The 26,447-nt window shown below is 73.9% G+C and carries 25 protein-coding genes; 16 read left to right on the forward strand and 9 right to left on the reverse strand.

Annotated elements, in window-relative coordinates; all coding sequences use genetic code 11:
* Positions 1–4 precede the first annotated feature (4 nt).
* From R2S09_RS16290 to R2S09_RS16305, 4 genes are all read left to right on the forward strand, one after another.
* Complete coding sequence (locus R2S09_RS16290; protein ID WP_306191149.1) at positions 5–898, forward strand: MoxR family ATPase; 894 nt, start codon at positions 5–7, stop codon at positions 896–898.
* Complete coding sequence (locus R2S09_RS16295) at positions 895–2,124, forward strand: VWA domain-containing protein (RefSeq protein WP_306191126.1); 1,230 nt, start codon at positions 895–897, stop codon at positions 2,122–2,124. Before R2S09_RS16290 ends, R2S09_RS16295 begins: the two co-directional genes overlap by 4 nt.
* Positions 2,125–2,476: 352 nt before the next feature.
* Positions 2,477–3,583, forward strand: a complete 1,107-nt coding sequence (locus R2S09_RS16300) for an XdhC family protein (protein WP_316741707.1) — start codon at positions 2,477–2,479, stop codon at positions 3,581–3,583.
* A 67-nt stretch (positions 3,584–3,650) separates the two neighbouring features.
* Positions 3,651–4,337 (forward strand): SRPBCC family protein, encoded by a 687-nt coding sequence (locus tag R2S09_RS16305; protein WP_306191123.1) that lies wholly within the window; start codon positions 3,651–3,653, stop codon positions 4,335–4,337.
* Positions 4,338–4,725: 388 nt separating this feature from the next.
* Here the strand turns inward: R2S09_RS16305 and R2S09_RS16310 are convergent, their stop codons facing one another.
* Entirely contained in the window at positions 4,726–5,226 is a 501-nt protein-coding gene (locus tag R2S09_RS16310; RefSeq protein ID WP_316741710.1) for a metallophosphoesterase, read from the reverse strand.
* Positions 5,227–5,377: 151 nt separating this feature from the next.
* On the opposite strand from R2S09_RS16310, the gene R2S09_RS16315 reads away from it, so the two are divergent.
* The 3 genes from R2S09_RS16315 to R2S09_RS16325 are packed head-to-tail and all read left to right on the forward strand — an operon-like array spanning position 5,378 to position 7,906.
* The gene (locus R2S09_RS16315) at positions 5,378–5,839 is read left to right on the forward strand and encodes a MarR family winged helix-turn-helix transcriptional regulator (RefSeq protein ID WP_306191121.1); all 462 of its coding nucleotides are present in this window, start codon (positions 5,378–5,380) and stop codon (positions 5,837–5,839) included.
* Complete coding sequence (locus R2S09_RS16320; protein ID WP_316741712.1) at positions 5,836–7,314, forward strand: MFS transporter; 1,479 nt, start codon at positions 5,836–5,838, stop codon at positions 7,312–7,314. Before R2S09_RS16315 ends, R2S09_RS16320 begins: the two co-directional genes overlap by 4 nt.
* Before the next feature lie 7 nt (positions 7,315–7,321).
* Entirely contained in the window at positions 7,322–7,906 is a 585-nt protein-coding gene (locus tag R2S09_RS16325; RefSeq protein WP_306191119.1) for a hydrolase, read from the forward strand.
* An 81-nt stretch (positions 7,907–7,987) separates the two neighbouring features.
* On the opposite strand, the gene R2S09_RS16330 is transcribed toward R2S09_RS16325, so the two are convergent.
* The 4 genes from R2S09_RS16330 to R2S09_RS16345 all read right to left on the reverse strand — a co-directional run bounded on the left by R2S09_RS16330 (position 7,988) and on the right by R2S09_RS16345 (position 11,662).
* A complete protein-coding gene (locus R2S09_RS16330) occupies positions 7,988–8,176 on the reverse strand; it encodes a hypothetical protein (protein WP_316741714.1) in 189 nt (62 codons plus the stop codon).
* A 128-nt stretch (positions 8,177–8,304) separates the two neighbouring features.
* The gene (locus tag R2S09_RS16335) at positions 8,305–8,673 is read right to left on the reverse strand and encodes a DUF6479 family protein (RefSeq protein WP_316741716.1); all 369 of its coding nucleotides are present in this window, start codon (positions 8,671–8,673) and stop codon (positions 8,305–8,307) included.
* Between the two features lie 59 nt (positions 8,674–8,732).
* Positions 8,733–9,032 carry a hypothetical protein gene (locus R2S09_RS16340; protein ID WP_306191117.1) on the reverse strand — a complete coding sequence of 100 codons (300 nt, stop codon included), beginning with the start codon at positions 9,030–9,032 and terminating at the stop codon, positions 8,733–8,735.
* A gap of 179 nt (positions 9,033–9,211) precedes the next feature.
* Positions 9,212–11,662 carry a SpoIIE family protein phosphatase gene (locus R2S09_RS16345; protein WP_316741717.1) on the reverse strand — a complete coding sequence of 817 codons (2,451 nt, stop codon included), beginning with the start codon at positions 11,660–11,662 and terminating at the stop codon, positions 9,212–9,214.
* Positions 11,663–11,803: 141 nt separating this feature from the next.
* Between R2S09_RS16345 and R2S09_RS16350 the strand changes: the two genes are divergently transcribed.
* Positions 11,804–13,963, forward strand: coding sequence for a SpoIIE family protein phosphatase (locus R2S09_RS16350; protein WP_316741719.1), 2,160 nt, complete (start codon positions 11,804–11,806; stop codon positions 13,961–13,963).
* Positions 13,964–14,080: 117 nt separating this feature from the next.
* Here R2S09_RS16350 and R2S09_RS16355 read toward each other — a convergent pair whose 3' ends face one another.
* Entirely contained in the window at positions 14,081–15,466 is a 1,386-nt protein-coding gene (locus R2S09_RS16355; RefSeq protein WP_316741720.1) for a S1 family peptidase, read from the reverse strand.
* Between the two features lie 671 nt (positions 15,467–16,137).
* Here R2S09_RS16355 and R2S09_RS16360 point away from each other — a divergent pair.
* From R2S09_RS16360 to R2S09_RS16375, 4 genes are all read left to right on the forward strand, one after another.
* Positions 16,138–16,353 (forward strand): type A2 lantipeptide, encoded by a 216-nt coding sequence (locus R2S09_RS16360; protein WP_316741722.1) that lies wholly within the window; start codon positions 16,138–16,140, stop codon positions 16,351–16,353.
* Between the two features lie 288 nt (positions 16,354–16,641).
* A complete protein-coding gene (locus R2S09_RS16365) occupies positions 16,642–17,448 on the forward strand; it encodes an HlyD family efflux transporter periplasmic adaptor subunit (RefSeq protein ID WP_316741723.1) in 807 nt (268 codons plus the stop codon).
* A gap of 104 nt (positions 17,449–17,552) precedes the next feature.
* Positions 17,553–19,670, forward strand: a complete 2,118-nt coding sequence (locus R2S09_RS16370) for an NHLP family bacteriocin export ABC transporter peptidase/permease/ATPase subunit (RefSeq protein ID WP_399143975.1) — start codon at positions 17,553–17,555, stop codon at positions 19,668–19,670.
* Between the two features lies 1 nt (position 19,671).
* A complete protein-coding gene (locus R2S09_RS16375) occupies positions 19,672–22,488 on the forward strand; it encodes an NHLP bacteriocin export ABC transporter permease/ATPase subunit (protein WP_316741725.1) in 2,817 nt (938 codons plus the stop codon).
* 14 nt (positions 22,489–22,502) lie between these two features.
* Here the strand turns inward: R2S09_RS16375 and R2S09_RS16380 are convergent, their stop codons facing one another.
* Together R2S09_RS16380 and R2S09_RS16385 are read right to left on the reverse strand one after the other, a co-directional pair.
* Positions 22,503–23,045, reverse strand: coding sequence for an SRPBCC family protein (locus R2S09_RS16380; protein WP_316741727.1), 543 nt, complete (start codon positions 23,043–23,045; stop codon positions 22,503–22,505).
* A gap of 4 nt (positions 23,046–23,049) precedes the next feature.
* On the reverse strand, positions 23,050–23,400 hold the full coding sequence (locus tag R2S09_RS16385) for a metalloregulator ArsR/SmtB family transcription factor (RefSeq protein WP_316741728.1): 351 nt from the start codon (positions 23,398–23,400) through the stop codon (positions 23,050–23,052).
* A 156-nt stretch (positions 23,401–23,556) separates the two neighbouring features.
* On the opposite strand from R2S09_RS16385, the gene R2S09_RS16390 reads away from it, so the two are divergent.
* The 4 genes from R2S09_RS16390 (at position 23,557) to R2S09_RS16405 (ending at position 25,739) form a co-directional block, all read left to right on the forward strand.
* Positions 23,557–23,754 carry a hypothetical protein gene (locus R2S09_RS16390; RefSeq protein ID WP_316741730.1) on the forward strand — a complete coding sequence of 66 codons (198 nt, stop codon included), beginning with the start codon at positions 23,557–23,559 and terminating at the stop codon, positions 23,752–23,754.
* 63 nt (positions 23,755–23,817) lie between these two features.
* Entirely contained in the window at positions 23,818–24,840 is a 1,023-nt protein-coding gene (locus R2S09_RS16395; RefSeq protein ID WP_316741731.1) for an iron-containing redox enzyme family protein, read from the forward strand.
* 40 nt (positions 24,841–24,880) lie between these two features.
* Complete coding sequence (locus R2S09_RS16400; RefSeq protein WP_316741732.1) at positions 24,881–25,534, forward strand: HemK2/MTQ2 family protein methyltransferase; 654 nt, start codon at positions 24,881–24,883, stop codon at positions 25,532–25,534.
* Positions 25,515–25,739, forward strand: a complete 225-nt coding sequence (locus R2S09_RS16405) for a CDGSH iron-sulfur domain-containing protein (RefSeq protein WP_372337788.1) — start codon at positions 25,515–25,517, stop codon at positions 25,737–25,739. Before R2S09_RS16400 ends, R2S09_RS16405 begins: the two co-directional genes overlap by 20 nt.
* A 210-nt stretch (positions 25,740–25,949) precedes the next feature.
* On the opposite strand, the gene R2S09_RS16410 is transcribed toward R2S09_RS16405, so the two are convergent.
* Complete coding sequence (locus R2S09_RS16410) at positions 25,950–26,384, reverse strand: protease inhibitor (RefSeq protein ID WP_306191103.1); 435 nt, start codon at positions 26,382–26,384, stop codon at positions 25,950–25,952.
* Between the last annotated feature and the right edge of the window lie 63 nt (positions 26,385–26,447).

Raw genomic sequence — 26,447 nt, forward strand, 5'->3', positions numbered from 1 at the left:
GCCGATCATCAGCGTCGACAGCCCCGAGCAGGTGCGTTCCCGCCTGGAGGCGACCGGTTACCTCGTCGACGAAGGGCTCGCCGTCGCCTGCTTCCTGGCGCTGCGGCTGCACCGGCCGGTCTTCTGCGAGGGCGACGCGGGCGTCGGCAAGACGGCGCTCGCGTCCGCCCTCGCCGAGGCGTTCGACGCCCCGCTGATCCGGCTCCAGTGCCACGAGGGGATCGACGCCTCGCAGGCGCTGTACGACTGGGACTTCCCCCGTCAGCTGCTGCATCTGCGGGCCGCCGAGGCGGCCGGGGTCACCGACGCCGACCGGCTGGAGCACGAGCTGTACGACCGGCGGTTCCTGCTCGCCCGGCCGCTGCTGAAGGCGCTGCAGACGCAGCCGTCGGTGCTGCTGGTGGACGAGATCGACCGGGCGGACGACGAGTTCGAGGCGTTCCTGCTGGAGGTGCTGTCGGAGTTCCAGGTGACGATCCCCGAGCTGGGCACGGTGCGGGCCGAGGTGCCGCCGGTGGTGGTCCTCACCTCCAACCGGACCCGGGAGGTGCACGACGCGCTGAAGCGGCGCTGCCTGTACCACTGGTTCGACCACCCCGGATTCGCCCGCGAACTGGCCATCGTCCGCCGCCGGTTGCCGCGGGTGTCGGCGCGGCTGGCCGAGCAGGTGACCGCGCTGGTGCAGGCGCTGCGCGCGGAGGACCTGCTCAAGCCGCCGGGCGTGGCCGAGACGCTCGACTGGGCCGCCGCCCTGGACGCGCTCGGCGCGACCGAGGCCGACGCAGAACTGGCGGTGGCCACGCTGGGGTCGGTGCTGAAGTACCGCGAGGACACGGACCGGGCCCGGGGCCTGGACTTCGCGGCGATCCTCGCGGGGCGGGGGGCTGGAGGGGCATGACGGGTACGGGCACGCTCCAAGGGCCCGGCGCCGACGCCGTGCTGCTGGGCTTCGCACGGGCGCTGCGCGCGGCGGGAGTCGGGGTGAGCGCCGAGCGGGTGCACGCCTTCCTGCGGGCGGTGGACGCGCTGCGGCCCGGCGTGCGGGCGGACGTGTACTGGGCGGGACGGCTGACGCTGTGCGGGGACCGGGACGATCTGGAGCGCTACGAGCGGGTGTTCGGCGCGTACTTCGGCCAGGGTTCCGGCGGGCCCCCGCCCCGGGTGGTACGGACCGCTCCCCGGCCCCGGCTGCGGGCTGCCGTGCGGGAGGCGGCCGCCCGGTCGCGCACCGGCGGCCCGGACGACGAGCCGCAGGGCCCGCCCGTCGCCTCGCTCGCCAGTTCGATGGAGGTGCTGCGCCACCGCGACGTCGCGGAACTGGATCCGGCCGAACGGGCGCAGGTGCGCCGACTGCTGGCCGCGTTCGCGCTGCGCGGGCAGTCGCGGCGCAGCGCACGGCGGCGGCCGGCCCGGCGCGGTCCTGTCGATCCGCACCGCACCGTGCGGGAGATGCTGCGACGGGGCGGCGAGCCCGCGCTGCTGCGGCGGCACACGCGCGTGGAACGGCCCCGGCGGGTGGTGCTGCTCGTCGACGTCAGCGGCTCCATGGCGCCGTACGCCGACGCGCTGCTGCGGTTCGCGCACGCGGCGGCCCGGGGGCGGCGCACCGAGGTGTTCACCATCGGCACCCGGCTGACCCGGGTGACGCGCGAGTTGTCCCACCGGGACCCGGACCTGGCGATGGCCGCGGTCGCCGCGGCCGTGCCCGACTGGCGCGGCGGCACCCGGCTGGGGGAGCTGCTGCGGGAGTTCCTCGACCGGTGGGGGCAGCGGGGCATGGCGCGCGGCGCCGTCGTGGTGCTGCTGTCCGACGGCTGGGAGCGCGGCGATCCGCGGCTGCTCGCCGCGCAGACGGCCCGGCTGCACCGGCTGGCGCACCGGGTGATCTGGGCCAACCCCCGCAAGGCCCGCCCCGGCTACGCCCCGCTCGCCGCGGGCATGGCCGCGGCCCTGCCGCACGTGGACGCCTTCGTCGCGGGCCACAGCCTCGCCGCGCTGGAGCACCTGGCGGCGGTGGTACGGGGCGCCGACACGGACACGACCGGCGGGGCGGCATCGGCGCCCGACGCCGCCCCGCGGTCACCCGCCGCCACCGCCGGTGGCGGGCCGGAGCGACCACCGTGAGGAGAGCCCCGGCAGGGACACGGTCGGCAGGTCTCGGGCGGGCTACGTCCCGAGCGCCGCACCGACGCCTCGCCGCACCGGAGCGCCCGGCAGCGGTCGGTACGGGGGCGCGGACGGCGGGACCGCGGACGCACTGTGCCCGCCACGGCGCCGACGCCCCGCACGGCCCCCCGCCGCGACGCCGACGCCGCGCGCCACCCGTCACCGCCAGCGCCACCGCCACCGCCACCGGCGGGATCGAGCGACCGCCGCGAGGAGGGGCCTCGGCACGGTCGCGGGCGTAGCGGGGCGAAAGCGCCGTACCGTGCAGTGAGGCCCCTTGGCGGAACGGTCCGCAGGAGAGGAGCGGAGCGTGCGTGACATTCTTCCGGCGCTCGAGCGCTGGTACGCGGCGCGGGTGCCGTTCGGGCTCGCCACGGTCGTCTCGGTCAGCCGCAGCGCGCCGCGCGAGCCCGGCGCGTCGATGGCCGTCGGTCCGGACGACGAGGTGGTGGGCAGCGTGTCCGGGGGGTGCGTGGAGGGCGCCGTCTTCGAGCTGGCCCAGGAGGTCGTGGCGAGCGGCGAGGCGCGCCTGGAGACGTTCGGCTACAGCGACGAGGACGCGTTCGCGGTCGGCCTGACCTGCGGGGGCGAGATCACCGTGCTGGTCAGGCCCGTGACGCCCGAGTCGGATCCCGCCTTCGGCGCGGTGGCGGCGTCGGTGGCCTCCGGTGAGCCGGTGACCGTGGCGACCGTCGTCGACGGACCCGCGCCACGCGGGGCGACGCTCGCGGCCTGGCCCACGACGGTGGCCGGGACCCTGGGCGCGTCCGGGCTGGACGTGGCGGTCACCGCCGACGCCCGCGGCGAACTCGCTCGCGGGGCGACGGGTCTGAGGCACTACGGGCCCCGCGGGGAGCGGCGCGAGGACGCCGTCACGGTCTTCCTGCACTCCTTCGCCCCGCCACCGCGCATGCTGGTGTTCGGTGCGATCGACTACGCCGCCGCGGTGGCCCGGATCGGCTCCTTCCTCGGCTACCGGGTCACGGTGTGCGACGCCCGACCGGTCTTCGCCACGCCCAAGCGATTCCCCGAGCCCGTGGAGGTCGTCGTGGACTGGCCGCACCGCTATCTGCACGCCACGGACACCGACGAGCGCACGGTGATCTGCGTGCTCACCCACGATCCGAAGTTCGACGTGCCGCTGCTGGAGGAGGCGCTGCGCCGGCCGGCCGCGTACATCGGGGCGATGGGCAGCCGCCGCACCCATCACGAGCGGATGGAGCGGCTGATCGAGGCCGGGCTGACCGATGACGAGCTGTCCCGGCTGCGCTCCCCGGTCGGCCTCGACCTCGGCGCCCGTACGCCGGAGGAGGTGGCCGTGTCCGTCGCGGCCGAGATCATCTCTCTGCGCTGGGGCGGCACCGGGGCGCCCCTGACCGCGGCCGCCGGAGCCATCCACGCGAACGGTTACGCCTGAACCACGACCGGCTCCGCCCGAACGGGCATGGACGAGCCTGGACGACGAACTGGACGAGGAGGACGTCATGGAACTGCACCACGCGTTCACGGTGCCCGTACCGGTCGAGGACGCCTGGCGGGCGCTCCTCGACATCGAGCGCGTCGCGCCGTGCCTGCCGGGGGCCACCGTGGAGGAGTACGACGGCAAGACGGTGACCGGTTCGGTCAAGGTGAAGCTGGGGCCGATCACCGTGACGTACAAGGGCACGGCGGTCTTCGAGGAGCAGGACGAGGCGGCCCGGCGCATGGTGCTCGTGGCGAGCGGCCGGGAGACGCGCGGGCAGGGCACGGCGCGGGCCACCGTCACGGGCACGCTGGAGGAGCGCGACGGCTCCACGGCGGTGTCGGTGCGGACCGATCTGACGGTGACCGGGCGCCCGGCGCAGTTCGGGCGCGGGGTGCTGGCGGAGGTGGGCGACCGGCTGGTGGGGCAGTTCGCGGAGTGTCTGTCGCAGCGGCTGGCCGGTGCGGCGCCGCGGGTTGCCGCGGAGCCCGGTCCCGGGCCCGCTCGAGCGGCGGCCGGCCCCGTGGAGGGCCGCGGGGCTCCCGCGGCCGGCGAGGCGGAGCCCGTGGCGGGCCGCGAGGAGGCGGAGCCGCTCGACCTGCTGCGCGCCGCCGGGGTGCCGGTCGCCAAGCGCGCGGCCGCGGTGGCCGGAGTGGCCGTGCTGGTGGCGCTGGTCGTCGTCGGCGTACGGCGGCTGAGGCGCCGCTGACGGCGACGTCTGTGCCACGTGGGGAAGGTGTGGACAGTCCGGCCCTTGTTGCCTCTGTGGCCTGCGAGTTTGCGAAATTTCCCGGGTTTGCCGGATTCGATGGTTGGGTTCCGGCCAGGAGGGGTAGGCGGCCGTCGACGGATGAGGCACGCATGCACGCCTCTGCAGCACATGTGCAGCACATCCCTCGCTGGAAGGAGGTCCGTGAGAGCGCATACTCGCAGCTCCCGGGCCGCCTCCGCGTACGGAGCGGCCCGGATCTCGCCGAGAAGTCGGAAACGAGAAAGGGAAGAGTGACCCCGGGGCGGCCCGCGATCGGGCCGCCCTCCTAGCGCCCGGCTCCCGCCACTCTCCGCGTTCACCCGACTCACCAGGGCGACGGCAACCCCTACCGGCGGGGCAGCCGGTGCAGCTCCACCCCGGTCAGACAGCCGTCGGCGACCTCTGCCGTCATATAGGTGCAGTACGGCCGGCGGCGGCGGTCGGTCGGCGAACCGGGGTTGAGCAGCCGCAGCCCGGAGGGTGCCGTGGTGTCCCAGGGGATGTGGCTGTGACCGAAGACCAGCACGTCCAGGTCGGGGAAGCGGGCGGCGCAGCGGGTTTCGCGGCCCTCGGCCGGCCCGGTCTCGTGGACGACGCCGAATCGCAGCCCGCCCAGCTCGGCGTGGGCCACCTCCGGCAGGCGGGCCCGCAGCTCGGGGCCGTCGTTGTTGCCGTACACGCCGATCAGCCGGCGGCTGCGGCGCTCCAGCAGGTCCAGCGTGGCGGCATCGACCCAGTCGCCGGCGTGCAGGACGACGTCGGCCCGCGGAAGCTCGGCGAGGAGCGGAGCGGGCAGCTCCCTGGCCCGCTTGGGGAGATGGGTGTCGGACGTCAGGAGCAGGCGCACGCGGTCAGCGTAGTGCGGCACCACCGGTGGCGCGCCCCGGATCCGGCGGAAGTCCCGGGCGAGGTCCCCGAGCCAGGTCCGGACGAGGTCTCCAGGTGAAACTGTTCAGTCCAGACTGGACAGTTTCACCTGATGGTTCTACGGTGACGGTATGGATCACCAGTCCCCCGAGGTGCCCGAGGGCGTCTCCATGTCCGCCGCCCTGGCCGCGCGCGACCTGTGGGTGGTGTTCAGCCGGCTGCGGCGCCGGATCCGCAAGGTGGCGCAGGACGACGACCTCACGCCCTCCCAGGTGTCGGCGCTCACCCTGGTCGGCAAGCACGGGGCCGCCACGGCCAGCGCCCTGGCCGCCTCCGAGGGGGTCCGGCCGCAGTCGATGGCCGCCACCCTCGCCGCCCTCGAGCAGCACGGACTCATCCGGCGCAGCCCCGACCCCGACGACGGCAGGCGGCAGCTCGTCACCCTCACCGACAGCGGCCGCGAACGCATCGAGGGCAACCGGCAGGTCCGCGCGGAGTGGCTGGCCCGGGCCCTGGAGGACCGGTACACCGAGGACGAGCGGCAGACACTCGTCGAGGCGCTGACGCTGCTGGAACGGCTGACGCAGCCGTGAGAAGCGGTCCCGCCCGCACCACCGGCCGCCCGGGGTGCCGCAGGGGCGCGGCGCCCCCGCCCCCCGAGTCCTTCGACCGCCGCCTGATCGCCCCGATGATCCTGGGGTCGGTCCTCAACCCGATCAACTCCTCGATGATCGCGGTGGCCCTCGTCCCGATCGGCACCGCGTTCGGGGCACCGCCGGCCCGGACGGTCTGGCTGGTCTCGGCGCTCTACCTGGCGACCGCCGTGGGCCAGCCCGTCATCGGGCGGCTCGTCGACATGTACGGCCCCCGCCGGCTCTACCTCATCGGTACGGCCCTGGTGGGAGCGGCGGGCCTGCTGGGCGCCCTGGCCCCGACGCTGGGCGCGCTCATCGGCGCACGGGTGCTGCTGGGGTTCGGGACCTCGGCGGCGTACCCGGCGGCCATGCAGCTCACCCGGCGCGAGGCGGAGCGGACGGGGCGGGACAGTCCGGCGGGCGTGCTGACGGCACTGGCCGTCGCCAACCAGACGGTGGCCGTGGTGGGCCCTGCGCTCGGCGGCCTGCTGATCGGTGTGGGCGGCTGGCGCGCCGTTTTCACGGTCAACGTGCCGCTGTCCACGGCCTGTCTGGTCCTCGGCGCCCTGCGGCTGCCGAGGGAGCGGCCCACCGCGACCGCCCGCCGGGACGTGGATCTGCCCGGCATGGTCCTGTTCGCGGCCATGCTCGTGGCGCTGATGCTGTTCCTGATGGAGCCGCGGGCGGACCACTGGTACCTGCCGCTGCTCGCCGCCGCCGCGGGCGCCGCCTTCGCGGTGCGGGAGCTGCGGGTCGCGCGGCCCTTCGTCGACCTGCGGGTGCTGGGCGGCAACGTGCCGCTGCTGGCCACGTATGTGCGCCAACTGCTCGGCTACACCACCTCCTACGCCTTCATGTACGGCTACACGCAGTGGCTGGAGGAGGGCCGCGGGCTCAGCGCCTCCACGGCCGGACTGGTGCTGCTTCCGCTGTCGGCCGCCGCGCTCACCGTCTCCGGACTGACCGGGCGCCGCGAGGCCGTACGGGCGAAGCTCGTCGTCGGGGCCGCCGTCCAGGTCGTCGCCTGTGCCGTACTCCTGCTGGTCGGCTGCGGCAGCCCGGTGTGGCTGCTGCTCGCGGCGGGAGTCGTGATGGGCGTCCCGCAGGGGCTGATCGGCCTCGCCAACCAGAACGCGCTCTACCGGCAGGCCGATCCCGCGCGGATCGCGTCGGCCGCCGGGCTGCTGCGCACCTTCATGTACCTCGGCGCGCTGGCCGCGTCCGCGGCCACCGCGGGATTCTTCCCGCACCGCGCCGACACGGCCGGGCTGCACGGCCTGGCCCTGTTCATGATCGCCGGATCGGCGCTGCTGCTGGCGAGCGCCCTGCCCGGCCGATCACTCGCCCGTCTCGTCCCCCGCAGGACCAAGACCCCAGGCACGGCCGAAGTTCCTGGCGACACCGAATCCCCTGGCAAGACCCGAAAGGCCTGACACCCCCATGGCAGTCACCGCCCTCGACCCGCGTACGGCCCTCGTCGTGATCGACCTGCAGGCCGGCATCGCCGCCGCGCCGACCGCTCCCCACTCCGGTGCCGACGTGGTCGCGCGCTCCGTGGAGCTCGCCGACGCCTTCCGCGCCCGCGACCTGCCCGTCGTCCTGGTGCGGGTCTCCTTCTCGCCCGACCTCGGGGACGTGCCGCCCGGCCGCACCGAGGCGGCCGGCTCCGGCCGGACCCGCCCCGAGGGCTGGGACGTGATCGTCCCCGAACTGGCGGGCCACTCCGGCGACATCACCGTCACCAAGCACAACTGGGGTGCCTTTCACGGCACCGACCTCGATGTGCAGCTGCGCCGCCGAGGGGTGACGCAGATCGTACTGACCGGCATCGCGACCAGCATCGGCGTGGAGTCCACCGCGCGCGCCGCCCACGAGCACGGCTACCACGTCACGCTGGCCACCGACGCCATGAGCGACATGGACGCGGAGGCCCACAACAACAGCCTGACGCGGATCTTCCCGCGTCTGGGCGAGACGGGCACCACCGCGGAGATCCTGGAGCTGCTGGCCAAGACCCACGGCTGACCAGGACGGCGAAGCGGGGCGAGGACAAGGGCGGACGGGTCGGTCCTCGCCCCGCACGACGTCGGTCGGTCTCCCCGCCGGTCAGTCCTCGCCCCGCACGATGTTCCAGTCGGCACCGCTGTGGTCCGACCGCGGGCCGCCCCGGTCCTCGACCGCCGGCAGGCAGGTGCGCACACCGTTCTCCCGCCGTCGGCGGGCCTCCGCCCAACCCGTCTCCTGGGGACGGTGGGGCACCGGTTTGTCCGTGGTGTGCGCGGTCACGACGCTCATCTTCCTTCTGCGTCCGGTCCTGTCCTGTCCGGTCCGTTCCAGTCCCGCCCGGTGGTCCGGTCGGGAACCGGAACCCCGCGGGCCTGGGGTCTTCGGGTCCCCGGGCATGTCCGGGGCAAACCCGCGGCTCATGTGGCGCCCGGGCCCCCGCCGCCGAAGGAGCCGCTGGATCCCGCGTTCCAGCGCGGGCGGCTCTGTTCCCCGCTGCGCCGGCTGCCGGACGAACCGAGTTCGTGCGGGGTCAGGCGGCGGCCGGTCTCCTCGGCGCGCGGAACCTCGTCCGCTTCGCGCCGCTGCCGGATCTCGTGGACGGGCCCGGATTCCGGCAGGGTCGGGTGTTCGCCGCCACGGGGGGTCCTCGATTCGCTCCGCATCACCTTGATCCCGAGCCGGACGGCCCAGATCAGCACGCCGACAAGGACCAGCCCGCCGACGACGAAGGCGGCGACCCCGAAGCCCGAGCCCGCCGCGGCTGTCTCATACCCAGTGGTGTCCATGCCGACCGGGTACCCGGCCCCGGCCTGCGGATACCCGGCTGCCGGGCCGGACCCCGGATTCACGGTTCCCGGGGCCCGGGGCCGTCGCCTTCCCCGGCCGGCCGCGCGGCCCGCTCCACGTCGGCCTCCACCTCGGTGCGGGGCCTTCCCTCGTCGCTCGCGTACTCGTTCAGGGCGGCCTGCAGATCGCGCGCGAGGTCGCGCCACGCGCGCCAGGCCGTCTCGTACGTCTCGCTCTGCAGTCCGGTCCACCGCTCCTGCGCCGGCGGTCCGTAGTTCTGCCGCAGTTGCTCGACCCGGGTGTGCGCCTCGTCGGCCGCGCGCTGCTTCGCGACAAGCTCTTCGAAGGTGTGTGACACAGCCCAGGACCCTAGACAGGGCAGGGCCGCACGGCTGCTCAGACCTGCCGTGGTCCGGGCGCGGCACACCCGTGTGGCGGGTCCGTGCGGCCCGCCCGCCGTTCCCGGCAGCACACGCGTTCCGGTCGCGGGTACCCCCGCGTCGCCGGCACCGAGCGGGTCCCGGTCTCGACTACCGGTCACTCCCCCAGGACCAGCTCGCTCCACACCTGCTTGCCGCCGCTGACCGGCAGGGTGCCCCAGGCGGCCGACACGGCCTCGACCAGGAGGATGCCCCGGCCGCCGGTGGCCTCCCAGCCGATGCGGGTCGGCTTGACGGGCGTACGCGGCGAGGTGTCGGCGACCGAGATGCGCAGCCGGTCGTTGACGAGGGCGAGGTCCAGGCGTACCTGGCCGTCGGTGTGCACGAGGGCGTTGGTGACCAGTTCGGAGACGACGAGGAGGGCGACGTCGGCGTCGGCGGTCACCTCCCAGGCGCGCAGGGTGCGCCGGGTGAAGCGGCGCGCGTGGCTGACCGCCTCGGGCACCCGCCACACCGTCCAGGTCTCCCGGAGCGGGCGCACGGCCAGGCCCTCGTAGCGCATCAGCAGCAGCGCGATGTCGTCGTTGCGGCCGGCGTCGGTGAGCAGGGCGTCGGCGACCAGTCCGAGGTGGCCGGGGTCGGCGGCGGCCAGGCGCCCGGCGAAGCGGGCCATGCCCTGGTCGATGTCGGAGGTCGGTGACTCCACGAGGCCGTCCGTGGTCAGGGCGAGCACCGTGCCGGGCTGGAGCCGCAGCGGGTTCATCGGGAAGTCGGCCTGGGTGAGCACTCCGAGCGGCGGCCCGCCCTCCGCCTCCGCGATCTCCACGCTGCCGTCCGGGTGCCGCAGCACGGGAGGCAGATGCCCGGCGCGTACGCTCCAGGCCGTGCCGGCCTCCATGTCCACGTCGACGTAGGCGCAGGTGGCGAACAGGTCGGTCTCCATGTCCAGCAGGAGCCGGTTGGCGTGGGAGACGACGACGTCCGGGGGGTGGCCCTCGGCGGCGTAGGCGCGCAGCGCGGTGCGCATCTGCCCCATCAGGGTGGCCGCGCCCGCGCTGTGGCCCTGGACGTCGCCGATGACGAGGGCGACGTGGTTGTCGGGCAGCGGGATCACGTCGTACCAGTCGCCGCCGACCTCCAGGCCGGCCGTCGCGGGCAGATAGCGGGCCACCGCCTCCGCGCCGGGCAGTTTCGGCAGCCGGCGGGGCAGCAGGGTCCGCTGGAGCATGCCGACGAGCTCGTGCTCGGCGTCGAAGGCGTGGGCGCGCATCAGGGCCTGGCCGGCGAGGCCGGCCGAGGCGGTGAGCAGGGCGCGTTCATCGGTGCCGAATTCGTGCGGGTCGTCCCAGCCGATCAGGCAGGCGCCGGCCATCCGGCCGGCGGCGGGCAGCGGCAGCACCGCGAGGCCGCCGGGGCCGACGTCGGCGAGGGCGGGCTCCAGCGCGGTTCCGGCCGGCCAGATGTGCGCCCGGCCCTCGCTGAGGGCGGCGGCCAGGGTGGGCATGGCCCGTACCGGTGCGTCCGGCCACTCGGTGCGCCACTCCAGGCGCCACAGCTCGGGCCAGGCCTCCGGTTCGGGCGGGTCGAGGACGGTGACGACGAGCCGGTCGTTCTCCAGTTCGGCGAGTGCGATCCGGTCCGCGCGCAGCGGCTTGCGCAGGGCGGTGACCACGGCCTGGCTGACGTCCCGGACGGTGCCCGCGGTCGCCAGGGCGGCGGCCAGGCGCTGGACACGGGCCACATCGGTGACGCCGGCGCGCAGGGTGGAGGCGTCGGCGACGGTGCCGACCAGGCGGGCCGGGCGGCCCTCGCCGCCGGCCAGCAGCCGGCCGCGCAGCCGCAGCCACCTGGGCTGCGCGTCGGGCTGGAGGACGCGGAACTCCAGCTCGCGCTCGCCGATGGTCATGTGGTCGGCCTCCACCACGGACATCAGCGCGGGCAGGTCCTCCGGCACGGTCAGCGCGAGCAGGGTCTCGACCCTGCCGTCGAAGTCGGCGCGGCCGATGCCGAACAGGGCCAGGAGGTCGTCGCCGACCTCGACCCGGCCGGTGTCCATGGCGAGACTGAACGCGTGGGGCGGCAGTTCCTCGCCCTGCCCGGCCTCGTCGGGCACGGGACATGCGACGGCCTCGGCGACCAGCTCCAGGCACTCCCGGTCCTCGCTGTCGAAACCGCCGGGGCTCTCGGTGACCAGGAGCAGACAGCCGCGCCCGTTCCCGGGCAGCGGCACCGCGGCCATGAAGACGTCGCACTCGGGCATCCGCCGCGCGTCGGAGCAGTCGGCGACCTCCTCCGGCCCGAGCCACAGGGCCCGCCCGGCACGGCGGGCCTCTGCCATCGGGGACCGCCCGGCCAGGGGGTAGGCGTCCCGCAGCCCGTACAGGGTCCTCGGAACGCCGACGGACTCCGACAGGCACAGCACGTCACCGGTCTCGGCGCGGGTGTAGACGCCGGCGAAGGCGGCCGAGGTGAAGACGAGGGCCTGTTCCAGGACACGGCGCGGCCGGTCGCCCGGCACGGTGGTGGCGGCGACCGTCCTGAGGGCAAGTTCGGCCCGCAGAGACCTTGTTCTGCGTGTCGTAGCGCCCTCACTGACCACGTTGGCCATTACAGCGCGTATCGGCTCTTCGCGCAGCCCCTGTGACGGTTCCGTGAAGTCCCTGAGAGCACCGCTCGCCGTGCGCGCCGGGCGTTCAGGAGGGAGCCTTGATCCGGGGGACCCGTCGCGCGGCCGTGCGTGTACGAGGAGGTGGTCGGCGTGTCCGAGGGCCGACCGTCCGGACTGGCGCCGCCGACCGGCACCGGAGCGGTCGGGCGACCGCTGCTGTCCCTGGCGCTGGCGGCCATGATGGACGAGGTCCACGCGCACTCCGGTGCGGTCTATCTGCTCGCGCCCGACCGGCCGGTGCTGGAGATGGCCGTGATGGCGGGCATGCCCCGCGCGTTCGCCGCGCCCTGGGAGCGGGTGGGGCTGAGCGCGCCGGTGCCGGTCGCCCAGGCGGTGCGCGAGCGGGGGCTGGTCTGGGTCGGCGGGGAGGAGGAGATGGCCCGCTGCTTCCCGCGGATCGCCGTGGTCCTGCCCTATCCGTTCGCGCTGGCCGCGCTGCCCCTGGCGACGCCCTCCGCCGTGTACGGCGCCGTCTTCGTGACCTGGCCCGCCGAGCACCCTCCGGTGCTGGGCGACTGGGAGCGGGAGCATCTGACCGGAGCCTGCGCCCGGCTGGCGAGGCGTCTGGAGCGGGCGGCGACCGAGCGCCGCAGGCTGCCTCCGGAGCCGGATCTCCTCGCCGTCCCGCCGGCGGGCGGCACGGCCGGGGGGCTGGGCTCCATCGAGGCGGCCCGTATGGTGCACCGCCTGCCGTACGGACTCGCCTCGCTCGATCTGCACGGCCGGGTGTCCTACGCCAACGCCGCCGCGGCGGAGCTGCTCGGCCTGCCCGTCAGCGAGCTGCTCGGCACCCGGCTGTGGGCGTCGGTGCCCTGGCTGAACGACCCGATGTACGAGGACCGCTACCGGGGCGCGCTGCTCAGTCAGCACGTCACGTCCTTCGTGGCGCTGCGCCCGCCCGGGGACTGGCTGTCGTTCCGGATGTACCCCGACACCACCGGGCTGAGCGTCCGGATCAGCCACGCCCGGGCGGTGGCGGAGCTCGGCCGCGCGACGCCCCCGCCCGGCGAGTCCTCTCCGCCGCCCAGTCTGGTGACCATCTCGCAGGTCCTGAGCCTGGCCGGGGCGCTGACCGAGGCCGTGGGCGTGCAGGACGTGGTGCAGCTGGTCGCGGACGAGATCGTCCCGGCGGTCGGCAGCCAGGGCCTGATGATCCTCGGTTCCCAGTCGGGGCGGCTGCAGGTGCTGGGGCAGCGCGGCTACCGGGACGCGCGGGCCGTCGAGCAGTTCCACGGGACTCCGCTGTCCGCGCCGGCGCCGAGCACACACGTGCTGACGACCGGGGCGCCCGCGTTCTTCGACTCCCGCGAGCAGCTGGAGCGGCTGTATCCGGTCCGGCAGGCGATCCGGGACGGCTTCGCCGCCTGGGCGTACCTGCCGCTCATCGCGTCCGGGCGCCCGGTGGGCACCTGTGTGCTGGCCTACGCCGACCCGCATCCCTTCCCCGCGGAGGAGCGGGCCGTGCTGACGAGCCTGGGCGGGCTGATCGCGCAGGCGCTGGAGCGGGCCCGGCTCTACGACGCCAAGCACCGGCTGGCCCACGGTCTGCAGCAGGCGCTGCTGCCGCACTCGCTGCCGCGGCTGCCCGGTTTCGACGCGGCGGCCCGCTATCTGCCGGCCACCCAGGGCATGGAGATCGGCGGCGACTTCTACGACCTGGTGCCCGCCCGGCCGACGGCCGCCGCCGTGATCGGGGACGTGCAGGGGCACAACGTGACCGCCGCCGGCCTGATGGGACAGCTGCGTACGGCCGTACGCGCCTACACGACGGTCGGGCAGGAGCCGCAGGACGTCATGCGGAGCACCAACGGGCTGCTGATGGACCTGGGAGTCGAACTGTTCGCGAGCTGTCTGTACCTGCGGCTCGACGCGGCCGCCGGCTCCGCGGTGATGTCCCGGGCCGGGCACCCGCCGCCGCTGCTGAGACGGCCGGACGGACGGGTGCGCGTGCTCGACCTGGCGGGCGGCCCGCTGCTGGGCATCGACCCGGCCGCCACGTATCCGACGACACGCGTCGACCTCGCCCCCGGCTCGGTGCTCGTCCTCTACACCGACGGGCTCGTCGAGACCCCCGGGGCGGACATCGAGGACGCCCTCGCCGAGCTGGGACAGCGGCTCGGCGCGGCCGGGGACGTGCCGCTGAGCCAGCTGGCCCATGTCCTGGTGGAGCAGTCGGCGGTGGTACGGGAGCGGATCGACGACGTGGCGGTGCTGCTGCTGCGGGCGCGCGGGAACCGCTGACGCCGAGGGGGCGGACGGGACGGCGGTGGAGGGGCCGGGGAAGTACGGATCGGTCCGGCCGTCCCGCCGGAGAGCCGGACCGATCCACTGACCGGTGGGAACCGCCGGGTGTACCGGTCAGTGGCTCTGGGCCGTCCCGGAGCCGTCTGCCGCGCCGGAGTTGTCCGCAGCGCCGGAGTTGTCCGCAGCGCCGGAGCCGTCCCCGGTGCCCGACGGGTCGCCGGGCGCGGTCTCCGAGCCGGCGCCGGACTGCTGGTCTCCACCGGCCTGCTGGTCACCGCTGCCCTGCGCGCCGCCGGTTCCCTGGTTCCCGGCACCCTGCTGCCCGGCACCGTCGCCCGCGCCGTTGCCACTGCCGCTGCCGGCGCCGAGGGTCGCGCCGGTCGCCTGAAGCGCCGCGGTGACCGGCTGGAAGAAGGTCTCGCCGCCCTGGGTGCAGTCTCCGCTGCCGCCCGAGGTGAGGCCGACCGCGCCGCCGTCCTGGGTGAACAGCGAGCCGCCGCTGTCGCCGGGTTCGGCGCAGACGTTCGTCTGGATGAGGCCGCCCACCGTGTCGACGCCGTTCGGGTCGGTCTCGCTCTGGAAGTTGACGGTGGCGTCGAGGCCGGTGACGGTCCCGTTGTGCAGGCCGGTGGTGCTGCCCATGCGGAAGACGGTCTCGCCGACGGTGGCGTCGGCGGCCTGGGTGATCTGGACGGTCTGCCCGTTGCCGACGTTGACCTCGCTCGGCGCCCGGGTGTTGGGGTCGTCGTACTTGACCAGGGAGAAGTCGTTGCCGGGGAAGGTGGCCTGGTCCACCGTGGCGATCGGCCGGCCGTTCTGGGAGTCGGCCCACTGCTTGGCCGCGACGCCGCAGTGCCCCGCGGTCAGGAAGGCCGGACTGCCGTCGGAGGAGGTGACGTTGAAGCCGAGGGAGCAGCGGACGGTGCCGCCCTGCGCCTGGGCGAAGATGGCGTCGCCGCCGGAGGCGAAGGTCTTGAAGGTGCCGGCGGACCTCTTCAGGGTCGCCATGCCGGAGCCGAGGCTCCGGACGGTGGACTGGAGTCTGTCCCACCGGGCGCCGGTGACCGTGCTGTCGGCGGTGACCTGGACCTTGTTCGTCCGCGGGTCGACGGCCCACGAGGTGCCGGGGATGGTGGCCCTGGCCTTCAGGGTCCGCGCGGCCGACTTCAGCTCGGCGGTGCTGTTGTCGACCCGGCGCACGGCCGCGCCCGCCTTCTTTGCCCGGACGACGACGTTGTCGTCGCCGCTCACCACGTTCACGACCAGTTGCTGCCTGGCACTGTCGTAGTAGGCGCCGGCGAGGGCGTCGCCGAGCGACGCGGCCAGTCGGGTGGCGAGGTCCGAGGCGTCCGTCGCCTTGAGGGTTCTGGGGGTGGCGTCGTCCGCCGCGCCGTCCTGGGAGGCGTTGGCGTCGGGGAGCAGCATCGCCGCCGCGCCGAGCGCCACCACGCCGCCCGCCGCTATCGCGGCCTTGCGCTTCGGAATTCGCTTGTGACTCAAACTTCTCGACCTCCTGGGGACGGGGCCGGGACCGCCGTCCGGCAGTGGGTTGGGGGGCGCCTGGATGGCTGTTGGTACGCACGGCTCGGGCGGGGCGTTCAATTCCGTTTCCCGGCCGGCCCCGTGCTGCGCTTCCCAACTGGCCCCGAGGCGCACGGAATCGGCGACTCGCCCCTCGGGCGCGGGCAACTGACACTCACGGCGGACGGACTACGCGAAGCGATCGATCGACGACGTTCCGTCGACGAACCGCCGTCGATCACGAGCGGAATCACGGCTTCAGCGAATCTGCACAGCGAATGCCCAACGAAGTCACCGCGCGCGGCGGATCTGCACAACCGCACACCCCCGGAGGCGGCATTGGCGCGGAGTGCCGGATTCGTCACCACCGGGGCAAGGGCCTGAACGCGCCGATGCCGTGGGGCATGTGAAGAAGTGGCCGACAAGTCGTGCCCGCACATGCACGGATGGGACGGACGAAGCGACAAGTTCCCAGGTGAGAGGCCTGGTTGAGTGGAATCCACGGGTGGCGGCGTGCTTTGATCCATCGCACCGCGGGGCCCGCCGGTCGCACCTGAGTCCGGTGTCCGGCACCCGTGGTCGCGGCCGTCCATCTGTCCAGAAGGGGCCGCTTCCCCCTTGTGAATCCCCATAGGAAGGGAAGTTCCATCATGAACTCCACCCCCCAGGTTGAGACCGTCGAGATCTCCGACGCCGAGCTCGACAACGTCTCCGGCGGTCTGTCGGCGAACGCTCTCGGCACCGCCACCGGCCTGGTGGACGGCGTTGCCCCGGTGTCCGGTCTGGTCGACACGGGCGTCGGCACCGTCGAGGGTGTGACCGGCCTGAGCACCGCCCCGGTCACCAACCTGGTCGCCGGTCTCTGATCGCACCGCGTCACCTGAGTCCCGGAGCCGATTCCTGGTTCCGGGGCTCTCGGGCGTGCCCCATTTCTTATGGCTCGGTTCGCCTCCGGGGCGCCGCAGCGCCGGATATGCGGCTACCGCCGCGTGGCGGTGTCGAGAGCCCGATCGTGCTCAGCGCTCCGTGCCTCCGCGCTCCCCCACGCTCGAATGCGCTCGCGCGGGGGGACCCCCATGCTCTCTCGATACCGGCGCGCCCCTTCGGCTCGCTCGCCGAGCTGTCCGCAAGTCATCACAAGTGAGCGAGGTTCCGTGCAGTTCCGCCAACAGGCCCTCGCCAAGCTCCAGTCACCCGAAGAGCTCGACCTTCCGGTCCGGCTCGCCCGTCCGCAGGGCTGGCTCGTGCTGTCCGTCACGCTCGTGGCGATGGCCGCCGCCTGTGTGTGGGCCGTGACCGGGTCGGTGGCCTCCACGGTCTCCGCGCCGGCCGTCCTCACCCACGGTCAGGGCAGTTACATCCTGCAGAGCCCGGTCGCCGGACAGGTCACCGCGGTCCTCGCCGAGCAGGGCCAGCGGCTGCCCGCGAACGCGCCCGTGCTGAAGGTGCGGACGGCTCAGGGCGAGTCGGTCGTCCGCTCGGTCGCCGCGGGCCGGATCACCGCGCTCGCCGCCACCATCGGGCAGATCGTCTCCACCGGTGCGAACGTCGCCGCCGTCGAGAAGGTTGCCCACGCCTCCGACCCGCTGTACGCCACCGTCTACGTCCCCGCCCAGAACGCCGCCGCCATCCCCGCCCGCGCCGCCGTCGACCTGACCGTCTCCTCCGTGCCGGCCCAGCGCTACGGCGTGCTGCGCGGCCATGTGAAGTCGGTGGACCGCTCGGCGCAGTCGGCCCAGCAGATCGCCGCGTACCTCGGGGACAGCCAGCTGGGCGAGCAGTTCAGCCGGAAGGGACGCCCGGTCGCCGTGCTCGTACGGCTCGATGTGTCGTCCAGGACGAAGAGCGGCTACCGGTGGTCGTCCGCGGACGGCCCGCCGTTCCGGCCGGACTCCATGACCCTGGCCACGGCCTCGATCCGGCTGGCCGACCAGCGTCCCGTCGATTGGCTGCTGCCGTGACCACCACCGCTCCCGAGACCCGGGGCCGCCGCCGCGCCGCCCCGCCCAGGCGCCCGGTCCCCAAGGGACGGGGCCGGACCGTCCGTACACCCACCGTGCTCCAGATGGAGGCCGTGGAGTGCGGCGCCGCCTCGCTCGCCATGGTGCTCGGCCACTACGGCCGCCATGTCCCGCTGGAAGAGCTGCGCATCGCCTGCGGTGTCTCCCGCGACGGCTCGCGCGCCAGCAATCTGCTGAAGGCGGCACGGAGTTACGGCCTGACGGCCAAGGGCATGCAGATGGACACCGCCGCCCTCGCCGAGGTGAAGGCGCCGGCCATCCTGTTCTGGGAGTTCAACCACTACGTCGTCTACGACGGCATGGGCCGCCGCCTGGGCCGGCGCGGGGTGTTCGTCAACGACCCCGCCAAGGGCCGGCGTTTCGTCCCCATGGAGGACTTCGACACCAGCTTCACCGGTGTGGTGCTGGTACTGGAGCCGGGCGAGGGCTTCACCCGGGGCGGGCGCAGGCCCGGGATCCTGGGCGCCATGCCGGCCCGGCTGCGCGGCACCGCGGGCGCCCTGCCGGCGGCGATGCTGGCGAGCCTGCTGCTGGTCGTGGTCGGCGCGGCGGTGCCCGCGCTCAGCCGCACCTACATCGACACCTACCTCATCGGCGGGCAGACGTCGCTGCTGGGCGTGCTGTTCGCGTCGATGGGCGCTTGCGTGCTGCTCACCGTCGTGCTGACCTGGCTTCAGCAGGCAAACCTGCTGCACGGCCGGGTGATCTCCTCCACCCTGGCCGGGGCCCGCTTCCTGCGCCATCTGCTGCGGCTGCCGGTGACGTTCTTCGCCCAGCGCAGCCCGGCCGACCTGGTGCAGCGGCTCCAGTCCAACGACCAGGTCGCCGAGACGCTGGCCCGCGACCTGGCGGCGGCGGGCGTGGACGCGGTGGTCGTGGTGCTGTACGCGGTGCTCCTCTACACCTACGACCCGCAGCTGACCTTCGTCGGCATCGGTGTGGCGCTGCTCAACATCGTGGCGATGCGCGTGGTCGTCCGGCTGCGCGCGACCCGTACGGCGAAGCTGCGGGCGGACACGGCGCGGCTGACGAACACCGCCTACACCGGGCTTCAGCTGATCGAGACGATGAAGGCGACCGGCGGCGAGGACGGCTACTTCCGCACCTGGGCCGGGCAGCACGCCGCCACGCTGGAGGAGCAGCAGCGGCTCGGGGTGCCGAGCGCCTGGCTGGGTGTGGTCGCGCCGACGCTGGCGACGCTGAACAGCGCGCTGATCCTGTGGATCGGCGGGATGCGGGCGGTGGAGGGCCACATCTCGGTCGGTCTGCTGGTCGCGTTCCAGGCGCTGGTGACCCGGTTCACCGCGCCGCTGACCCGCCTCAACGGTGTCGCGGGCCGTATCCAGGACTTCGCGGCCGACGTGGCCCGGCTCAAGGACGTGGAGAACTTCCGCACGGACCCGCTGTACGCCCGTCCCGGCGCCGGCGACTCCACCCGCCGGCTGCACGGCCATGTGGAGCTGCAGAACATCAGCTTCGGCTACAGCCCGCTGGACAAGCCGCTGCTGACGGGCTTCGACCTGGCCGTGGGGCCGGGGCAGCAGGTGGCGCTGGTCGGCGGCTCGGGCAGCGGCAAGTCGACGGTCTCGCGGCTGATCTCGGGTCTGTACACGCCCTGGGAGGGCGTGATCCGCATCGACGGGCAGCGGCTGGAGGACATCCCCAGGGGGGCCCTGGCCGCCTCCGTGTCCTTCGTCGACCAGGACGTGTTCCTCTTCGAGGGCACCGTCCGCGACAACGTGGCCCTGTGGGACCCCTCGATCCCGGACGAGGCCGTGGTGGAGGCGCTGCGCGACGCCGCCCTCCACGACGTGGTGGTGCGCCGTCCGGGCGGCATCCACAGCCGGGTCGAGCAGGACGGCAGGAACTTCTCCGGGGGGCAGCGACAGCGCCTGGAGATCGCGCGGGCACTGGTGCGCCGGCCCAGCATTCTCGTCCTGGACGAGGTGACGAGCGCGCTGGACGCCGAGACCGAGCAGGTCGTCATGGACAACCTGCGGCGGCGCGGCTGCGCCTGCGTGGTGATCGCGCACCGGCTGTCCACCGTGCGCGACAGCGACGAGATCGTGGTGCTCCAGCACGGCACCGTCGTCGAACGCGGACGGCACGAGGAGCTGGTGGCGCGCGGTGGCGCGTACGCGGCACTGGTCAGGGAGCGGTGAGATGACGACCGTCGGCGAAGGCGATCTCGTCCTCGGGGCGCTCGCGTCCCTGGGCACGCCGGTGGACTGCACGGGCCTGAACCGGCTCGACCTGGAAGGGCCGCAGGTGCTGTGGCTGGTCGCGTCCGGCGCGGTGGACCTGTTCGCGGTGGACGCGGCGCAGCAGGGCCACTGGCACCATCTCGGCCGGCTGGAGGCGGGCTCGCTGCTGCTCGGCCCGGTCGCGGGCCCCCGCCACACCCTGGTGGCGCGACCGCTCAGGGACTGCGTGGTGCACCGCATCGGGCTGCGCGAGCTGTACCAGCCGGCCGCCACCCAGACCTGGTCGTACGACGAGTACGGCAACCCCCAGTACGTGCCGCCCACGACCAGCCCGCTGGAGTACGCGCTCGCGCTCGGCGTGGGCCGCAGCCTGTCCGTCCTCTTCCAGGCCCCGATGGCCGAGGACCGGTCCGCGGCGCCCGCCGACGACGACGTGTTCTGGATGCAGGTGCCGCCGGGCAGCGTGCAGTACGGGGCTCTGTACGGCGCCGAGGCGGCGGCCGACCTGCTGATGGATCCCGCCGTGTGGCAGTCCATGGTGGACCAGCAGTACCGGCTGCTGACCTCCCTCGATCGCTGGATCGAGGAGCTGGAACGCACCCACGAGACCCGGACGGCGGCGGGTATCAAGGCCGGTGAGGCGGTCCGCGCCCAGGCCGACCGGACGCTGCTGGCCTCCATCGGCCGGTCCTCGGGGAAGCGTGCCACGGCCGCGGACGCCGATGCCACGTACGCGGCCTGCGAGCTCGTCGCCCGCACCGCCGGGATCCGGCTCGCCGCTCCGCCGCAGTCCGGCACCGGCGGCGACCGGCTGGATCCGGTGGAGCGGGTCGCCCTGGCCTCCGGGGTGCGCACCAGGGCCGTACGTCTGCACGGCAGCTGGTGGCGGGAGAACGTCGGCCCGCTGGTGGGCCACCGCGCGTTGTCGGGCGCGCCGGTCGCGCTGCTGTGGCGGCGCGGCGGCTATGTCGCGGTGCACCCCGCCACCGGGCGGGAGACGCCGATCGAGAAGGCGAACGCGGAGGAGTTCGAACCGCGCGCGGTGATGTTCTACCGGCCGCTGCCCGAGGGCCGGCTCGGCCCCGTCGGGCTGCTCCGCTTCAGTCTGCGCGGCACGCGCGGGGATCTGCTGAATCTGCTGGTCAGTGGGCTGGTGACGGTCGCGATCGGGGCGCTGGTGCCGATCGCGACCGGCAAGGTGCTGGGCGAGTTCGTGCCGCGGGCCGAGCAGGGGCCGATCGCGCGGGTGTGTCTGGCGGTGATGGTCAGCGGTCTGGTGGCGGCGGCCTTCATGCTGCTGGAGAACCTGACCATCCTGCGGTTGGAGGGTCGTATCGAGGCGACTCTCCAGCCGGCCGTGTGGGACCGGCTGTTGCGCCTGCCGACGAAGTTCTTCACCGAGCGGTCCACCGGTGAGCTGGCGAGTGCCGCCATGGGCATCAGCGCCATCCGCAGGCTGCTGGCGGGGGTCGGTCCGGTGGTCGCCCAGTCGGTGACGGTGGGCGTGATGAACCTGGCGCTGCTGTTCTGGTACAGCGCGTCGATGGCGCTGGCGGCGATCGGCATGCTCGTGGTGATCGCGGCCGTGTTCCTGGGGCTCGGGCTGTGGCAGGTGCGTTGGCAGCGGCGACTGGTGGTGCTCACCAACAAGCTGAACAACCAGGCCTTCCAGACTCTGCGCGGGCTGCCGAAGCTGCGGGTGGCGGCGGCCGAGAACTACGCGTACGCGGCGTGGGCCGAGCGGTTCGCGGACAGCCGGGAACTGCAGCAGAAGGTGGGCCGGATCAAGAACCTCACCACGGTGCTGGGCGCTGTGTACCTGCCGGTGTGCACCCTGTTGATGTTCATGCTGCTGGCCGGTCCGGCACGGGGCTCGATGTCGGCGGCGGCCTTCCTGACCTTCAACACCTCGGTGACGATGCTGCTGACCTCGGTCACCCAGCTGACCGGCGCGTTCGTCTCGGCGGTGGCCGCGCTGCCGCTGTTCGAGGAGATCCGGCCGGTGCTGGACGCCGCGCCGGAGGTGCGCGCGGCGAGCACCCGGCCGGGTCCGCTGTCCGGGGCGATCGAGGCGCGGCGGCTGTCGTTCCGGTACGCCGACGACGGGCCGCTGGTCCTCGACGACGTGTCGTTCCAGGTGCGGCCGGGCGAGTTCGTGGCGATCGTCGGGCCCAGCGGCTGCGGCAAGTCGACGCTGCTGCGGCTGCTGATCGGCTTCGACCGGCCGCTGTCGGGCAGTGTGCTGTACGACGGCCAGGACCTGGCGGCGCTCGACCAGTCGGCGGTGCGCCGGCAGTGCGGGGTGGTGCTCCAGCACGCGCAACCCTTCACCGGCTCGATCCTGGACGTCATCCGCGGCACCGAGCCGTGCTCGCCGGAGGAGGCGATGGCGGCGGCGGAGATGGCGGGGCTGGCCGAGGACATCAGGCGGATGCCGATGGGGCTGCACACCATCGTCTCGGGCGGCTCGGCGGTCTCCGGCGGCCAGCGGCAGCGCCTGATGATCGCCCAGGCCCTCGTACGGCGTCCCCGGATCCTCTTCTTCGACGAGGCGACCAGCGCCCTGGACAACGACACGCAGCGCACGGTGATCGAGAGCACCCGCAAGCTCAACGCCACGCGCGTCGTCATCGCGCACCGCCTGTCCACGGTGCTGGACGCCGACCGGGTCGTCGTCATGGAGGACGGCCGGGTCGTCCAGCAGGGCACGCCCTCGGAACTGCTCGCGGACACCGGCGGCCGGCTGCACGAGCTGGTGCGGCGGCAGCTGGCGTGAGACGTCCGGGCCGGTCAGTCCGCCGAGGGCCGGTCCACGCCGGGGATCGGAGCCCCGGAAGGGAGCCCGGCCGCGAGGTAACCCTCGTAGAAGCCCTGCCACGCCGTGCGGACCCCGGCGTGCGGGCCCTCGACGCGCTCGCCTCGTGCCTTCGCGTCCAGGGCGGACAGGCAGACCTCCCAGCCGGCGCCGTTGCGCGCGGCCGTGTTCTCGGCGCTCAGCACGTTGGTGAGGGTGAAACGGGTGCGCTTGTCGTCGAGCTCCTCCAGGTCGAAGCGGAGTTCGTCGCCGCCCCAGTCGAAGGAGACGTGCCGGGGCGGGTCGACGGCGAGCACGCGGCCGGTCGACTCCGGCATGTTCGGGTCGCCGCTGAACGTGATGGCGCCACCGGGACGCAGGTCGATCTCGGCGCGGGAGGGGAACCACTCGGACAGTTCGTCCGGGTCGGTCACGAAGCGCCAGACGCGCTCCACGGGATGGTCGTAGGTGCGGCTGAAGCGGACGGCGGGGCGACCGTCGTCGAGCGTGACGTAGCTGCCGGTGAGGTCGGCGGTCATGGGATCAGTCCTTCTCAGCGTGCGGAGGTCGTTCCCGGGGGGCGTCCGGTGCCGTGTCGAGACGGCGTCCCAGCGCGTCGAGGCTCTCGTTCCAGAGCTTGCGGTACGGGGCGAGCCAGGCGTCCAGTGCGGCCATCGGGGCCGGGTCGAGGGCGTAGACCCGACGCTGCGCGTCCTGCCGCACCCGCACCAGACCGGCGTCGCGCAGCACCCGCAGATGCTTCGAGGTGCTCGGCTGGCTCAGGCCACAGGCCTGAACGATCTCACCCACCGGCCGCGGCCGCTCGAGGAGAAGGGTGACGATGGCACGTCGGTGGGGGTCGGCGAGCGCGGACCAGAGAGCGGCGTCGGACACGAGCTCCAATATGCCTCCACAGTTATATTCCCGTCAAGGCATGTACGCCGGACGGACGACCTGCCCTAAGGCGTGGACGACCCCGCGGCGGGTACCCACCGGCCCGTGCGCACCGGCCCGGTGCGCACGAGGCGGCGAAAGGGAGACGAGAGCGCCATGAGTGAGCACCACGGCGGGCGGCGTCAGGACCGCCCCGACAGCGCGGCCGGCGAGATCCTGCACGAGATCGAGGACGCCGAGACGGACGTCGACGACTCCCGGAAGCGGCGGCACCTGGGCGAGGCCGCGGACGCGATCACTCCGAACGAGCGCGCCCAGGAGGAGTCCCGGGCCGAGGGCGACCGGGAGCGGTAGGCGCCACGCCCGGCACGGTGCGCCGCGGTGGATGGCCGGGCGTTCCGCGGGTACCTGCCTCGCATGGAGCACGATCGTCGAGGGCCCGCACTGCCGGCCGCCCGGGGGCCGGTCTCCGCGGCCGTGGCGGCATACCTGCGGGGGGCCGGCCCGCCGCCCCGTGCCGAGGACGTCGCCGGCGCGCCGGCGTACGACGACGACCTCCAGCTCGCCCTGTACCTGTGTTACGAGCTGCACTACCGCGGCTTCGCGGACACCGCCCCGGACCACGAGTGGGACCCCGATCTGCTGCGGGTGCGCGCGGCGATGGAGCAGCGCTTCCTCGCCGCCCTGCACGCCGACACCCGTGGGCACGCCGGCCTCGACGACGCGCTCGCCGAACTGCTCGTGGAACCGGTCCGGGGCACGGGCGTCTCGCACTACCTGCGGGACGAGGGCGAGCTGTGGCAGCTGCGCGAGTACGCCGCCCAGCGCTCCCTCTACCACCTCAAGGAGGCGGACCCGCACGCCTGGGTGCTGCCCCGGCTGTGGGGCCGGGCCAAGGCGGCCATGGCGGCGGTGGAGTTCGACGAGTACGGGGGCGGGCGGGCCGACCGGGTGCACGCCCGGCTGTTCGCCGACCTGATGGCCGACCTGGGCCTGGACACGACGTACGGCCGCTATCTGGAGTCGGCCTCGGCCGAGGCCCTGGCCACGGTGAACCTGATGTCCCTGTTCGGTCTGCACCGCGAGCTGCGCGGCGCCCTGGTGGGCCACTTCGCCGCGGTCGAGATCACCTCCTCCCCCGGCTCCCGGCGGCTGGCCGAGGCGATGCGCCGCACGGGCGCCGGCCCGGCCGCCGAGTTCTTCTACGACGAGCACGTCGAGGCCGACGCCGTGCACGAGCAGGTCGTGCGCCACGAGGTGATCGCCGGGCTGCTCGAGGAGGAACCGCGGCTGGCACCGGACGTCACCTTCGGCATCGATGCGACGGGACACCTGGAGGACCGCTTCGGCGGCCGGCTGCTCGCCGACTGGCGGGCGGGCCGGTCGTCGCTGCGCGTCCCGCTCGACGCACAGACGGAACACATCGCCCGTATATCGTGAATCAACCCATATCTCGTGAGCCCCGGGGTATTCGCGGGACGTGAGTGAACTGGTGCTTCCCGGTGTCTACGCCCCGCAGGACGACACCGCGCTGCTGGCCGAGGTTCTGTCCGGCGAGCCGTTCCGGCCGGGCGCCCAGGTCCTGGACGTCGGCACCGGCAGCGGCGCGCTGGCGCTGGCGGCCGCGCGGCGGGGCGCCGAGGTGACGGCGGTGGACGTGTCCCGGCGAGCGGTGTGGACGGCCCGCCTCAACGCCTGGCGGGCGAGGGTTCGCATCCGCGCCCTCAGGGGGAACCTCTTCGGTCCGGTGCGCGGGCTGTCCTTCGACGTGGTCCTGGCCAATCCGCCGTACATGCCGGCCCCCGACGCCCCGCGCGCACCGCACGGCAGGTCCCGCTCCTGGGACGCCGGAGACGACGGACGTCTCGTGCTGGACCGGATCTGCCGGGACGGACCCGGGCTGCTCCGGCCCGGCGGTGTGCTGCTGCTCGTGCAGTCCGCGCTGAGCGGCCCCGGCGGCAGCCTGTGCCTGCTGCGCGCGGCCGGCCTGAAGGCCGCCGTGGTGAGCCGCCGCTGGATCGCCTTCGGCCCGGTGCTGCGTTCCCGGCAGGGATGGCTGCGGGAGCGGGGACTGCTGGGCGCGGCCGACGCGAGGGAAGAGCTGGTGGTGATCCGTGCCGAACGTCCCCTCTGAGGCCCCGCGGGGTGACGGGCGCTCCGGCCCGCCTCGCCGGGTGACGATGCAGCGGTGCGGCCCGATCCTCGTCGACGGCCCGGTCGAGGTGGAACTGGAGGACGGCACCACGGTCTCCTCCGACCGGTTCCGGGTCGCCCTGTGCACCTGCCGCCGCAGCCGCCGCTGGCCGTGGTGCGACACCAGCCACCGCGAGCGAACCTAGGGCAGACCCAGGGCTGCCCTAGGAGGGTCGCGCCCCCTGGAACCCACGCGCATTTCCTGTTGTCACGAAGATGCCAGGGGCCGGCGGGCGGCCCCACTCCGCCCGGCCGGCCCCTGGTGCGAGATCGCCGCCGGTCCCCGCGCCAGGGGCTCGCACTCCCCAGCTACGGGACCCTTCAGTGCTGCGCGGGGACCGCGCGATCCCGGTCTCTCAGAACGCGAAGACGCTTGTGACGGAAGCGTTCTTCACGCACTCGTTGGCGAAGGTGCGCTCGTAGGAGACACGCTTGCCCTGCCAGACGCCGGCGGCGGTGATCACCACGGGGTTGTACTCCTTGGTGCACAGCGCGTCACCGCCCACCGTCAGGGCGTCGAAGTCGCCGCTCACGCCGCGTAGTTCGGCGCACGCCTCGACGGCCGCCGGGTGCGTGCCGGAGGCCGCAGGGGCGCAGGTGAGGGTGACCGCGCGTTCCGGGGTCGCGGTGGCGGCGCTGTCCCCGTGGCCCACGGTGAGCACCAGGGCCGACGGGGCGTACAGGGAGGCAGAAGCGCCGGCCGGGGTGGCGAGGGCGGCCCCGGTGAGGGGTCCGCAGACGGCGGTGGCCGTCAGGCCGAGGGTGGCGGCCCAGCGCGCGGTGTTCCGCATTGTGTGCTTCCTTCCGCAGGTTTCGATGAGAGACGCCGTGTCCGACTCGGACGGGAGCCGGAC

This window comes from Streptomyces sp. MK7 (genome assembly GCF_032658145.1).
Taxonomy (GTDB): domain Bacteria; phylum Actinomycetota; class Actinomycetes; order Streptomycetales; family Streptomycetaceae; genus Streptomyces; species Streptomyces spiralis.

What these genes read in the sequence shown, in the direction of transcription:
- R2S09_RS16370 (WP_399143975.1), top strand. Translation starts at nt 17,553, where the DNA reads ATGGAGGCCGTGGAGTGCGGCGCCGCCTCGCTCGCCATGGTGCTCGGC.
- R2S09_RS16410 (WP_306191103.1), bottom strand. Translation starts at nt 26,384, where the DNA reads ATGCGGAACACCGCGCGCTGGGCCGCCACCCTCGGCCTGACGGCCACC.
- R2S09_RS16395 (WP_316741731.1), top strand. Translation starts at nt 23,818, where the DNA reads ATGGAGCACGATCGTCGAGGGCCCGCACTGCCGGCCGCCCGGGGGCCG.
- R2S09_RS16360 (WP_316741722.1), top strand. Translation starts at nt 16,138, where the DNA reads ATGAACTCCACCCCCCAGGTTGAGACCGTCGAGATCTCCGACGCCGAG.
- R2S09_RS16390 (WP_316741730.1), top strand. Translation starts at nt 23,557, where the DNA reads ATGAGTGAGCACCACGGCGGGCGGCGTCAGGACCGCCCCGACAGCGCG.
- R2S09_RS16305 (WP_306191123.1), top strand. Translation starts at nt 3,651, where the DNA reads ATGGAACTGCACCACGCGTTCACGGTGCCCGTACCGGTCGAGGACGCC.
- R2S09_RS16295 (WP_306191126.1), top strand. Translation starts at nt 895, where the DNA reads ATGACGGGTACGGGCACGCTCCAAGGGCCCGGCGCCGACGCCGTGCTG.
- R2S09_RS16335 (WP_316741716.1), bottom strand. Translation starts at nt 8,673, where the DNA reads ATGGACACCACTGGGTATGAGACAGCCGCGGCGGGCTCGGGCTTCGGG.
- R2S09_RS16315 (WP_306191121.1), top strand. Translation starts at nt 5,378, where the DNA reads ATGGATCACCAGTCCCCCGAGGTGCCCGAGGGCGTCTCCATGTCCGCC.
- R2S09_RS16375 (WP_316741725.1), top strand. Translation starts at nt 19,672, where the DNA reads ATGACGACCGTCGGCGAAGGCGATCTCGTCCTCGGGGCGCTCGCGTCC.
- R2S09_RS16380 (WP_316741727.1), bottom strand. Translation starts at nt 23,045, where the DNA reads ATGACCGCCGACCTCACCGGCAGCTACGTCACGCTCGACGACGGTCGC.
- R2S09_RS16325 (WP_306191119.1), top strand. Translation starts at nt 7,322, where the DNA reads ATGGCAGTCACCGCCCTCGACCCGCGTACGGCCCTCGTCGTGATCGAC.
- R2S09_RS16330 (WP_316741714.1), bottom strand. Translation starts at nt 8,176, where the DNA reads ATGAGCGTCGTGACCGCGCACACCACGGACAAACCGGTGCCCCACCGT.
- R2S09_RS16345 (WP_316741717.1), bottom strand. Translation starts at nt 11,662, where the DNA reads ATGGCCAACGTGGTCAGTGAGGGCGCTACGACACGCAGAACAAGGTCT.